The organism is Bacillus sp. FSL M7-0791, assembly GCF_038627085.1.
Classification (GTDB): Bacteria; Bacillota; Bacilli; order Bacillales; family Bacillaceae; genus Bacillus; species Bacillus safensis.
In genome coordinates this window covers 687,558-699,743 of record NZ_CP152022.1, presented here as the reverse complement: position 1 = coordinate 699,743, position 12,186 = coordinate 687,558, and the positions used below count along the sequence as shown (strand labels likewise).

General features: G+C 41.0%; 12 protein-coding genes and 1 pseudogene. 5 read left to right on the top strand and 8 right to left on the bottom strand.

The genetic code is table 11. From position 1 onward, the window contains the following. The first annotated feature begins 86 nt into the window (after window positions 1–86). The gene (locus MHI08_RS03460) at window positions 87–1,286 is read left to right on the top strand and encodes an MFS transporter (protein WP_342499993.1); all 1,200 of its coding nucleotides are present in this window, start codon (window positions 87–89) and stop codon (window positions 1,284–1,286) included. A 17-nt stretch (window positions 1,287–1,303) separates the two neighbouring features. On the opposite strand, the gene MHI08_RS03455 is transcribed toward MHI08_RS03460, so the two are convergent. Continuing rightward, entirely contained in the window at window positions 1,304–2,035 is a 732-nt protein-coding gene (locus tag MHI08_RS03455; protein ID WP_024424566.1) for a MurR/RpiR family transcriptional regulator, read from the bottom strand. Between the two features lie 199 nt (window positions 2,036–2,234). On the opposite strand from MHI08_RS03455, the gene MHI08_RS03450 reads away from it, so the two are divergent. After that, the gene (locus MHI08_RS03450) at window positions 2,235–3,563 is read left to right on the top strand and encodes a 6-phospho-beta-glucosidase (RefSeq protein ID WP_024424565.1); all 1,329 of its coding nucleotides are present in this window, start codon (window positions 2,235–2,237) and stop codon (window positions 3,561–3,563) included. Between the two features lie 33 nt (window positions 3,564–3,596). Here the strand turns inward: MHI08_RS03450 and MHI08_RS03445 are convergent, their stop codons facing one another. Then, window positions 3,597–4,244, bottom strand: a complete 648-nt coding sequence (locus MHI08_RS03445; protein WP_087976399.1) for a DUF3885 domain-containing protein — start codon at window positions 4,242–4,244, stop codon at window positions 3,597–3,599. Window positions 4,245–4,358: 114 nt separating this feature from the next. Here MHI08_RS03445 and MHI08_RS03440 point away from each other — a divergent pair, with 114 nt between their 5' ends. Then, a complete protein-coding gene (locus MHI08_RS03440) occupies window positions 4,359–4,565 on the top strand; it encodes a hypothetical protein (RefSeq protein WP_087976398.1) in 207 nt (68 codons plus the stop codon). 10 nt (window positions 4,566–4,575) lie between these two features. Here MHI08_RS03440 and MHI08_RS03435 read toward each other — a convergent pair whose 3' ends face one another. Then, a complete protein-coding gene (locus MHI08_RS03435; protein WP_342499992.1) occupies window positions 4,576–5,487 on the bottom strand; it encodes an NAD(P)/FAD-dependent oxidoreductase in 912 nt (303 codons plus the stop codon). Window positions 5,488–5,552: 65 nt separating this feature from the next. Further along, window positions 5,553–5,990 carry an Rrf2 family transcriptional regulator gene (locus MHI08_RS03430; protein WP_056767593.1) on the bottom strand — a complete coding sequence of 146 codons (438 nt, stop codon included), beginning with the start codon at window positions 5,988–5,990 and terminating at the stop codon, window positions 5,553–5,555. Window positions 5,991–6,174: 184 nt separating this feature from the next. Between MHI08_RS03430 and MHI08_RS03425 the strand changes: the two genes are divergently transcribed. After that, on the top strand, window positions 6,175–6,546 hold the full coding sequence (locus MHI08_RS03425) for a hypothetical protein (RefSeq protein WP_024426669.1): 372 nt from the start codon (window positions 6,175–6,177) through the stop codon (window positions 6,544–6,546). A gap of 104 nt (window positions 6,547–6,650) precedes the next feature. On the opposite strand, the gene MHI08_RS03420 is transcribed toward MHI08_RS03425, so the two are convergent. Next, a complete protein-coding gene (locus MHI08_RS03420; RefSeq protein WP_056767591.1) occupies window positions 6,651–7,976 on the bottom strand; it encodes a 6-phospho-alpha-glucosidase in 1,326 nt (441 codons plus the stop codon). A 17-nt stretch (window positions 7,977–7,993) separates the two neighbouring features. Continuing rightward, on the bottom strand, window positions 7,994–9,583 hold the full coding sequence (locus MHI08_RS03415; RefSeq protein ID WP_024424558.1) for an alpha-glucoside-specific PTS transporter subunit IIBC: 1,590 nt from the start codon (window positions 9,581–9,583) through the stop codon (window positions 7,994–7,996). 148 nt (window positions 9,584–9,731) lie between these two features. Here MHI08_RS03415 and MHI08_RS03410 point away from each other — a divergent pair, with 148 nt between their 5' ends. Beyond that, the gene (locus tag MHI08_RS03410; protein WP_034623071.1) at window positions 9,732–10,496 is read left to right on the top strand and encodes a MurR/RpiR family transcriptional regulator; all 765 of its coding nucleotides are present in this window, start codon (window positions 9,732–9,734) and stop codon (window positions 10,494–10,496) included. A 145-nt stretch (window positions 10,497–10,641) separates the two neighbouring features. Here the strand turns inward: MHI08_RS03410 and MHI08_RS03405 are convergent. Together MHI08_RS03405 and MHI08_RS03400 are read right to left on the bottom strand one after the other, a co-directional pair. After that, a pseudogene (locus MHI08_RS03405) lies at window positions 10,642–11,091 on the bottom strand (SMI1/KNR4 family protein); the annotation flags it as partial. 107 nt (window positions 11,092–11,198) lie between these two features. Beyond that, window positions 11,199–12,173 carry a tRNA-dihydrouridine synthase gene (locus tag MHI08_RS03400; protein WP_041108655.1) on the bottom strand — a complete coding sequence of 325 codons (975 nt, stop codon included), beginning with the start codon at window positions 12,171–12,173 and terminating at the stop codon, window positions 11,199–11,201. Window positions 12,174–12,186: the final 13 nt, after the last annotated feature.

The window sequence follows — 12,186 nt, the reverse complement described above, 5'->3', positions numbered from 1 at the left end:
TTAAGATGTATTTTTCAATGAAAAGCCTCTGGACACACCATCACCATGCTATACTGAACTTGTTTTTGGAAAGGAGCCGGTTTGATATGGGAAACAAGTTTTGGTGTTATACAAGCAGTAAAAGCCTTCTCATGCTGAGTGATATTTTATTTGTGATGACGATCACGTTTGTCATTTATCAAGATACACAATCTGTTGCCTATGCGGCTGTATTTCCGCTGATTAGAACAATATGCCAGCTATTGGCTGGGCTCTTCTCTCCTGTTTTAACCGATTACTTTCAAGCTGGCCGGCTATTGAAATGGGTCCCGCTTTTACGTCTTGGGATGCTCATCGTGTTTACAGCCCAATTTCATTTGTTTCAGCAGCATATGGTCTGGCTGTTTAGTGCGCTTATTTTGATTTCCCTCACAGGCGGGTTCATCAGTCCTTTAATGCAGGCCATCATGCCGATGCTTGTACCAGCAAATCAGCTTGTGAAAGCAAACAGTACAGCCTCCATTTTTCATCAAATGATTCAAATCGCCGGCTATTCGTTCACTGGAATGCTCGTCCTATGGATTGGGCCATTTTATTTAATGTGGATTACCTGTGTCATGATTGTGTTGTCTTATCTATTATTCATCCCTGTCTTTCCTGTTCTCAAGCAAGAAGAGACGGTTCGAAAAGCAAATAAGATGAACAGCTTCAAAGATGGCTGGACGATCATTTGGAGAAATAAAACGGTGCGCACCCTGACCTTTATGGATGTTTGTGAAAATATTGCGGGTGCTGTGTGGATCGGGGCGATTACGCTTGCCTTTGTCACACATGATTTAAAGCAAGGTGAGGAATGGTGGGGATTTATCAATGCCGCTTATTATACTGGTGCCATCATAGGCGGGCTTTTGGCTGCGTGGATAAGCCGGTTCATTCAAAAGCAGCTTCTTCTCTTTATGGCAGGTGGTTCATTCATTTATGCAGTGCTGACCATTGTCTATTCACTGAACAGCCTCCCATGGCTTGCTTTGCTGCTTTGTATTTTGATGGGGCCTGCCTACCAAATCCGAGATGTTTCGCAGCAAACCATTCTTCAAACGGAAACGCCAGTACGTGATTTATCAAAGGTGTATTCGGCTCACTACGTTCTTTCTTCTGTATCTGTCGGTTTGTCTATTTTCTTTGTTGGATTGATGTCAGATGCATACGGGGCGAGGTCTGTGTATTTGCTGGGCGGTCTATTTGTCCTCGTTTGTTCCGGCATTGCCATCCTTGCTTTTATGAAGCAGAAAAAAGAGAGCAGCTGATGTATGCAGCGGCTCTTTTACTTTTCTTTTAACATCGCAAACATGTCACGGGCCATGGCTTCTAAAATATACACAACTGGCGTCTGTGTGGTGATATTGGCTCTGTGGACCCGTTCATCTGTGACGTAGTAGGCAATATTTAAATCTGAAATGCGCGAAATCGTGCAGTGCTGGTTATTTGTAATACTAATGATCTTGCTGCCTTCTCTTTTTAACTTCGAAATATGATCAATTGTAATACTGTTCTCTCCTGATACAGACAGCACAATGGTGACACTATTGTCTAAATACTGCATATTCATCGGAAAAAACGGATCATTGATGTAAAATGAAAATTTCTCAAGACTTGAAAAGTACCTCGCCCCATACTGCGCCAAAATGCCAGAACTGCCAGTCCCAATAAACAGCACATTTTTTGCCTCAGCAATGAGCTTTGCTGCCTCCTTAATTTTCCCCTCAAAGTCTCCCTTCAATGTTCGTTCAATAAATTCATATAGAAAGTGCTGTGTACTTTTTAAAGAAGGTGTCTGCTCTGATTCTAAATACATTTTGAGCTTCACTTTAAACTCTGAAAAGCCTTCACAATTTACTTTTCGGCAAAAGCGAAGGACAGACGAGGTGGAAATATGTGCAGCATCTGCAAGATCTCGAATTCTCATGTACACGACCTTTTCACTGTTTTCCATGATATATCGGTATAAAGCGCTTTCTAGTTCATTAAAGCTGGAAATGACCTCACTTGAAAACATCTGACTTCCCCTTTCTCCAACAACATGTCACAATGTGTTTCTTTTATGTAACAAATCTCTAAATAGGGCACCCTTGCCTAAAGACACTGAAGTCATTTACGCACACGATGCTCTCACGATAAGCTAAAGATGTACAAACAAGAAAAAAGACTTTTCTCTATTATAACATTGCGCGTTACATTATTCGGAGGTGCAGAACATGGCAAAAGGATTAAAGGTTGTCACAATTGGCGGAGGATCAAGCTATACACCAGAGCTTGTAGAAGGATTTATTAAACGATACGATGAATTTCCGATTAGCGAGCTTTGGCTCGTTGATATTGAAGCGGGAAAAGAAAAGCTTGAGATCGTCGGAAACCTTGCAAAACGCATGGTCAAAAAAGCAGGGCTTCCAATCGAGGTTCATTTAACATTAGACCGCAGAAAAGCACTTGTAGATGCTGATTTTGTCACAACACAATTCCGTGTCGGACTTCTTGAAGCACGTATGAAAGATGAACGCATTCCTTTAAAATATGATGTCATTGGTCAAGAAACAAATGGTCCAGGAGGCCTATTCAAAGGACTTCGCACCATTCCTGTCATTCTTGATATTGTCAAAGATATTGAAGAGCTTTGCCCGAATGCATGGCTTGTGAATTTCACAAATCCAGCTGGTATGGTCACTGAAGCCGTTCTTCGTTATTCAAACCATCGTAAAGTCGTTGGTTTATGTAACGTGCCGATCGGCATTCGCATGGGAATCGCCAAAGGGCTTGGTGTCGACGCAAGCAGAGTCGAAGTCAGCTTTGCTGGATTAAACCATATGGTCTTTGGACTCAATGTATTCTTAGATGGCAAAAGCATCATGGATCAAGTCATTGAAGACATGGCTGATCCAAACTCCAGCATGTCGATGAACAACATTCAAGCGATTCCGTGGGATGCTGATTTCTTAAAAGGGCTTGGCGTCATTCCTTGTCCGTATCACCGTTACTACTACAAAACAAGTGATATGCTGGCTGAGGAAAAGAAAGCAGCAGCAAATGAAGGAACTCGTGCTGAAGTCGTCCGCGCATTAGAAAATGATTTGTTCGAGCTTTACAAAGACCCTGATCTCGACATCAAGCCGCCACAGCTTGAAAAACGAGGCGGTGCCTACTACAGTGATGCGGCTTGTAACTTGATTGCATCCATTTATAACGACAAGCATGACATTCAGCCTGTAAACACCATTAATAACGGGGCTATTAGTGACATTCCAAATGATTCTGCGGTTGAACTCAACTGTGTGATCACAAAAGACGGTCCTAAACCAATCGCTGTTGGTGAAATGCCGGTCGCTGTCAAAGGACTTATTTCTCAAATTAAATCCTTTGAACGTGTAGCTGCTGAAGCAGCCGTGACAGGCGATTACAACACAGCTCTTGTCGCAATGACCATCAACCCGCTTGTCCCATCAGATGCCATTGCAAAAAGCATCCTAGATGAAATGCTAGAAGCACACAAAGAATATTTGCCACAGTTCTTCAATAAAGTAGAAGCATAAAAAGAAGCCGCACTTGTCGAAAGTGCGGTTTTTTTATTTGGCTGCAAACAGCCGGTCCATCTTAGGACGATCATAGTCTAATAGCAAGTGCTGTAAGCCTTCATAGACTGGGCGTAGACGCTCAGCATCTGCCGCAATGAGATCACAGCCTCGATCATCATATAAGTGAAAAATCATTTTTTTTGAGAGATTCATTAAGTAAATTTCATACCCCAGTTTTCCCTTCAAGATTTGATTCGGTGCATAGAAGTCCTCCTGGCACATCGCATGGAGAAGCGGACGCAATCGAATGTCTTGCAGCTGGCATTTGAGTGTAAATCTCTCTAATGTCAGTGAATCTTCTATTTCTGGACGTACATAAGTCAAAAGCTCGTGACGCAATCTGTTCCTTACTTGCCGATGCACATATTTTTGATAGACATGGAGCTTACGCTTCGTTAATTCATGTTTATGATCTGTATACACATCCGTCACAAGCAGCATCTCGTCTTCTGGATCAAAAGCATATTTCACAATCTCTAAAGCACGATCTCCCGCTTTTTCTAATACAATCGATTCTTTTCCTAATGACCAATCTGCCACTTCAAACCGAAGCCCAATAGGCCACTCATAAAAAAGAGGCGGCGTGAGGATAAGATGAGGAAAATGATTTTTTAGAAACATATTTGTTTGATCACTCATTTGCTTTCCTTTCACTCGTTTTATTTTTCATTTTACCGTTGAAACATATAGGAAAACAAATTGGAAATAAACTGTCATTTCTTATATGATAGAAAGAGATGGAGGTGTGGTCAATTGGAAACATCAAAATGGTTTTTACAAGTGTTCCTTACAGCACTGATCACCATGTGGATACAGGCTGGACTTGATCAGGCAAACATCATTCAGATCACCAATGTATGGGTCGATGTCAGCAGCTGGATCCTGATCTTCTTTGTCATCTACGCACTTTTTGAATGGACAGCTCACGTCTTAGCAAAACGGAAAACCGTTCATCGCTGAACATCTCTTTTCATAGAGATGTTTTTTCTTGAAACTCTTCTTGCACCAGTTCATGAATGACACCCATTCCTGCCTGGCTTCCAGCTGCTGCTGCGAGAACTAACTGAGCAGGACCGCCTAGATTATCCCCACACGCAAAGATACCACTGACGGTTGTACGTCCAAGGATATCTGTTTCAATCCCCGCATTCTTCGTCATTTGACAGCCAAGCTTTTCGGCAAATGGGGCTGACTGCTTGAATTCACTTGCGACAAAACCGCCTTCCCTTTTCACTGTCTCCCCATTTGCAAGCTGGAGAGAGCGCAGCTGCCCATTGTCATGATCAATCGACACAATTGGCACATCAATGACTTGAATAGAATGTGCGGTCAGAAGTGCCTTGTCCTCTTCAGCCAACACGTGCCCATTCGAAAACACGATCAAATCCTTTGTCCAATTGGAAAGAAGCTTAGCCATATGCAAGGCTCGCTGATTCTCTGCAATAAGGGCAAGTGCTTTGTCCTTTAATTCCCATCCATCACAGAAAGGACAGCTAAACAACGTTTTTCCGTACACATCATGAATTCCTTCGATCTCTGGCAGTATATCCTGAAGACCTGTTGCCAAAATGATTTTTTTCGCTTCGAATCTATCTCTCTCGTGTGTTAGTAACGTAAATCTTTCCTCTTTCTTTTGTATATCAACAATTCGACTTCGTTTGATTTTGATATTAGGGTATTTTTGAAGATCTGCCTCTCCCGCTCGTCTGATCTCAAACGGTGTCATTCCATCGTTTGTAATAAATCCATGTGATTCCTGCGTCACTCGATTTCTTGGCAGCTCATCATCAAATACAATGACTTGCTTTCTGCCTCTCCCTACAACAAGTGCTGCACTTAATCCGGCTGGCCCGCCTCCGATAATGGCACAATCTAATAACATATCAATCTCTCCTTTTCTATTCAAGATTTTAAAGACTCTTAATATCTATAATTAGTTCAAAAAAATCACATGTTGAAAAATGGATTTTTTTCTGTCTGTTCAATTTGGCTCGCAATATCAATTAACCGTTTTTGACTTAATGTCTCCTGCATTTTCGTTTCAACATCCTGCATAACTTGTTCAATCAAACAGCCATCATGAGGCATAAAGGAGTCATGCTCTAAGGAGCAGCGAAATAAATTCGTTTGTCCTTCTACAGCCTGAATGACATCTAAAAACGAAATGTCCTCCTTTCGTTTGATAAGGGTATAACCTCCCTTTGCACCAGGAGTTGATTCAATCAATCCCGCCTTCACAAGCTTTGTTAAAATTTTAGATAAATAAGTTGATGAAAGGTCTTGCATCTTAGCAAGAGGCTCAACGCCAATCGCTTTACCCTTTGGCGCAAGAGTTAAAAACACCATCGTATGCAGCGCATAGTTGGTTGCTTTAGAATATTTCATGAGGAAACTCCTTTCTATCTATTATAGACCTTTTATATCTGTAATTGATCATAGATGATTCAAGAGAAAAAAGCAAGAGTTGTGAATCTGCTCCACTTTTCATTCCACATTTCACATTTCCTTCCGATAATAGAAGTAAGCACGAAAGAAAGTTTTGATTGAGAACTAGAAGGAGTGAAGAAAAATGTCAGATCAACAGCACAATGCAGCACACGAAGAAGAAGAGGAATTTAACGTATACGACATGCTTCCGCCCGCAGGTACAATTATCGGAGAAGCAACAGAAGAAGAAATGGATGCCGCAGCAGCACTTGAAGTGAGACATGTCGCGTTCATGCGCCTTCAAGATATGTTCATTCAATTTGATGGCTCGTCTTACAAAGACTTATTAAAAGACTTTCAAGAATTCGAAATGGATTCCACAAAATTCTGGAGAGCCATTGCTAGACGTCTTCAAATTCCGTACGAATGGCCAATCCGAATCGACCACGCAAACGGCCCTATTTATATTGGTGAAACAGAGGATAGCCGTGAGGTTGAGGAGAGCGCAGAGTAAGGAATGGCGGCCCCCTTTTGGTAAGGAGGCATTTTACAATACATCAGTTGAAAAAACAAATAAGCAATATGAGCGCTGTCACGCCCATATTGCTTATTCTCGTGTTAAGTTAACTCTGGCCAAAATGCTTGATTTGCCACAATTAAGTCGTCTAAAATATCTTTTGCTACTTTAGCACTCGGCACCGTTTTCGATAATGTGATAGCCTGCCATAGTTTTTGATACGACCCTTCTTCAAATGCTTCTACTACTAGTTTTTCTACGCCAACTTGCTGCTCCATGAGACTTTTTTGGAATCTTGGAATCTCTCCAACTACTAATTTTTCTGGACCATTGCTGCCAACAATACAAGGAATTTCGACCATGGCTGTTGGATCAAAGTTCCTAATAGCGCCATTGTTCTCTACGATCATCAGCATCCGTTCCTTTTTATTAAAAGCAATGGCTCGTGCCAAATCAACGATATAGGAAGCGTGCTCATCAATGGTCAGCTTTGTTTCCTTTGCAGTTCCTTTATCAATGATGGCCTGACATTCACTAAAAACAAAAGCTTCCCGCCCCTCCATCACTTCATTGGCACGCGTGAACTCGATATTTGAATGTGCCACTTCTTCATCTGGAAATAGATAGTATTTTAAATACGTATTCGGTACCGTTTTTGGATCAAGCGCTTGAATATCTTTGGCCTTTTTTAATGTGCTGTTCCAGCTCTTCTGCTGTTCTAGCTCAGATGTTCCATCTGTTGCATAACCATGCTGGCTTACATGCTTAATTACCTCAGGCATTAAGCTATTTCCTGCATTATCTCGAATATCTGTCCACCAGCCAAAATGATTCAAACCATAGTAATCGACTTCTAGTTCTTTCCGCGAAGATAAGCCTAAATTTTTTGCAATTAATTCTTCAATGCCAATTGGCATATCGCATATGTTTAAAATTTTGGCATTCGGTCTTAGCTTACGTGTTGCCTCTGCGACTATCGCTGCAGGGTTCGAATAGTTTAACATCCAAGCTTCAGGTGAGTATTTTTCCATATAATCGACAAGTTCTAATACACCTGGAATGGACCGCATTCCGTAAGCTATTCCGCCTGGGCCGCATGTTTCCTGTCCGACGACTCCATGCTTCAATGGAATTTTTTCATCTAATTCTCGCATTGCATATTTGCCGACACGAATATGTGCCATCACAAAATCGACTTGAGTAAAGGCTTCTTCTGGATCCGTGCTTGCCAGTAATCGCACTTCTGGTGCTCGTTCTTTTAACATAATCTCACATGCATCTGCAATCGTCTTTTGTCTAGCTTCATCATTATCATAGAGTTTAATTGTATGAATTGGGAACTCATCTAGATAGTCTAACAGCATCAAAATGATCCCCGGTGTAAATGTACTTCCGCCTCCAGCGATGGTAATATTAAATTTTTTCATCATATCCAGCTCCTTTTTTAATCTAATGAAAGTTTTGTCTCAAAGGACTCTCTTACTTGCGGTACACTTAAGCCAACAATGATTTGAATGCTTTGACCACTCTTCGCCATGCCGTGGGCCAGTTTATTCTTTGTAAAGTAGTCCCTATCTTTCACCAAGCTAGGGTCAATCACTGTAATACGCAGACGCGTGGCACAGTTTGTCACATCTTTAATGTTTTCTTTACCGCCAAGGCCTTCTAAGAAATACACGGCTTTCTCTTCATACTCAGACGCATAAACGGGCGCTTCTTTTTGCTCATGACCTTTTTTATGAGCATTCTCATAATCTTGTTTTGTATATAGCCTCGTCTCCTCCTCATGTTTTCGTCCTGGTAATGGAATATCGAATTTCACAATCATCCATCTAAATATGACAAAATACACTGCTGTAAAAAGAAGTCCAATCATCGCTTGAATCAGATAAGTCCCTCCATGATTTGAAGAGAGCGGAATCCAGTTCAATGCAGCTATTTCAATAAGCCCGGAACCCATCATTCCGACAACACCAAACATATTCATGATTGTCACCATGGTCGCACCAAGAAGTGCATGTATCACAAATAAATAAGGCGCGAGGAATAGAAATGTAAATTCAAGCGGTTCTGTAATTCCGGCAAATACCGCTGTTAATGTGGCGGGTAATACCAATGCCAAAACCTTTTTTCTGTTTTCTTTCGGTGTTGAAAAATACATGGCTAAAGCTATCCCTAAACAGCCAAACATCTTAATATTCCCATGCAATAAAAATCCGTATGGATAAAGATCCTTCAAATCGGAAGTGGAGGACGCAAATTCATTTAAGTGAGCAATCCAATATGGTTTTAACCCCCCATTTACAGCCGCTGGACCAAACTCAAAAGGTGTATAAATAAAATGGTGAAGTCCTGTTGGAATTAACACCCTTTCCAAGAAATGAAACAGCCAGACACCAATATAACCAGACTGTGCCATGAACCCTTGGAGAGATTGAATCCCCTGCTGAACATAGGGCCATACAAAAGCAACGATAAAAGCAATAGGAATCATCACAAAGAATCCGATGATGACAACAAATACAAGCCCCTGGAAAATCCCAAGCATTTCAGGCAGCTTTTGATCATAAAAACGATTATGGATCCAAATGACGATTCCAGATATCATCACCGCACCAATGATACTTGTATCCAGCGTAGGTATACCCGCAATTTCTTTTACACCCGCTACGTTCTCGACACCTTGCGATAAATCAACGCCAAAAGTAGACGGCCAAAGTGTCAAAATAGCATGAATATAATTGTTAAATACAAGATAAATCATCAAAGCTGCGAGCGTCGCACGTGCTTGCGCTTTTTTTGCAAGTGAGATGGGCAATCCAATCACAAAGGCTAATTCCATATGATTGAAAATCGTCCATCCCCCGCTTTCAATCAGTGACCAAACCTTGTACCACATCGTACCTTCTCCAGCCATTTCTCCCATAATCGCTGGATTCTTACATAAAGTCGCGAGGCCGACAACAATACCAAAAAACGCGAATAAAAGTACAGGAACTACCATAGCACTGCCAAACCGCTTGATTGCATTCATAAGCATAACCCCTTTGCTTGATCCATAACATCACTGTAAAGGTAGCGCTTACAAAAACCAATAGGTTTGACGTATTTAGAAATCAAGTTGTAACATTAGATTATATTTTCACAGGAAGAAAATATTTTCATGTTGGAGGGCACATCGCATGATACTGGACAAGCTGGTTAATAAACACTTCGAAGATTTAAACAAGAATGACCTGCACATTATTAAAACAATCCATGATCATCTTGAAGAAATGAAGACAATGAAAATTCAGGACCTTGCCCGTTATGCTCATACTTCCATCTCATCCATCCATCGGCTTGCTAAGAAAATAGGGTTCGACGGCTACAGTGACTTAAAGTCTTATGTGAAATTAAATGCTTTCACTGAAGAGACAACACAGGATTTAATGCAGCTGCTTGATCAAGATATCCGGCAGACAAGAAAATATATGGAGCAGCTCGACTTTCATCAATTAAATCAACTGATTGATCGCGCACCGTATATTTATATTTATGGGACAGGAACAGCACAGCTTGATTTAGCCAATGATGTACAGCGGCAGCTATGGTCACTGCATAAGAAATCTCAAGTATTACGAAGCAAGCGGGACTTAACAGATGGAATCATTGAATTTGGTGAGGATGACCTTTTATTTATCATTTCCTTATCGGGTGAATCGAAGAATTTAGATGAAATCATTCAATTGGTGAAAACGAGACATATCAAATTTATCAGCATGACCACATTAAGGAATAACCTCCTTGCACAAAATGCCATGTTTAATATCTATGTAAGCAGCACCCCGTTTCACTTATATAACAAAGTGGACAACTCCAGCTTTCTGCCATTTTACATTGTGGCAGATATTATCGTCAGAAAATTTAGTGAGTGGAAAGTGAACCAATTGAATAATAAGACTTAAACATAACAGATACAGTTTTAGAGAGAGATTCAATGTTGCTTCGCAAAAAAAAAGAGAGACTCTTTTGTCTCTCTCAAAAAATACTATATAACAACGGTTTTAATGAAATATATCTACTCGCGGCTGCCTTTTCCTTTTCATGTTATTCAGCAGTATAATGCCCAGCAATCAGTTCATCAAACGAATCCGCTAATTTAAAATCCGTCTCATCTTCTAAATCAAAGTAGTGAATCGGCGGATGCTCCTTTGTTTCTCTATAATCCAATGCAATCCACGTATGACCATCCCCACAAATGAGCACAAGTCCCTCAGGCAATTCCCATTCTTCTATTAAATAATCACTATCCATAATGCCTTCGTCTTTGGCAATTCCTCTTAAATGATCAAATGATACATGATCCTCTGCCCATCCATTCGGCTGGTCCGTTGGAAAAGCGTTATGCAATGTATACCCGCCATTTTGTTCGAGGATCAGTTGCTTATATGTATCAGGCAGGATGACGCCTAGCTTCTTTTCCGCTTTTGCAATGCCTTTCTCATTGATTTTCTTAAATGTTTCTTCGCTTTCTCTATCTTTATCCCAAAATGGTTTCAAATAAAATACCTCCAATTGTTATTTCTATCTCATTTTACCATTTAAGTGAACTAGTTTAATAGTCCTATTCAATAAAAAAAGAGAAGGGTTCCCCCTCCTCTTGTTGGTCATGATTGTTCTTGATTTCTCGCTTCAAACTCATCCAGCATGGCACGCACTTCATCTGTTGATGATGTGTTCATTAATTGATTTCTCAAGAAACTCGCTCCTCTGAATCCTTTTACATAAATCTTAAAGAAACGGTGCAGTGCCTTGAATGGACGCAAACCTAGTGATGAGTATTGATCATGGAGATCAAGATGTAATCTTAAAAGACCGAGCAGTTCATCACTTGTATGCTCCTTCGGCTCTTTTTCAAAAGCAAATGGGTTATGGAAAATCCCGCGCCCAATCATCACGCCGTCCACTCCATACTGTTCAGCAAGTTTTAAGCCTGTTTGACGATCTGGAATATCACCATTGATTGTTAAAAGCGTATCAGGTGCTACTTCATCACGAAGTTTTTTAATCTCAGGAATGAGCTCCCAATGAGCATCCACCTGGCTCATTTCCTTTCTTGTGCGAAGGTGGATCGATAAATTCACAATATCTTGCTCCAAAATGTGTCTAAGCCACCCGCGCCATTCATCGACTTCAGTAAAACCTAGTCTTGTTTTGACGCTGACAGGTAATCCCCCAGCTTTTGCTGCTTGAATCAGCTCTGCGGCAACGTCTGGACGAAGAATCAAGCCGCTTCCCTTCCCGTTTTGCGTGACATTTGGAACAGGACAGCCCATATTAATATCAAGCCCCTGAAATCCCATTTCCGCCATTCCAATGCTCATTTGTCTAAAGTTCTCAGGCTTGTCTCCCCAAATATGAGCAACAATCGGCTGCTCATCCTCTGTAAACGTTAAACGCCCCTTCACACTTTGAATGCCATCAGGATGGCAATAGCTCTCACTGTTCGTAAACTCTGTAAAAAACACATCCGGTCTCGCCGCCTCACTCACGACATGACGAAACACAACATCTGTCACTTCTTCCATTGGTGCTAATATAAAAAATGGCCGCGGTAAATCACGCCAGAAATTTTTACTCATCTTTCATCCAATT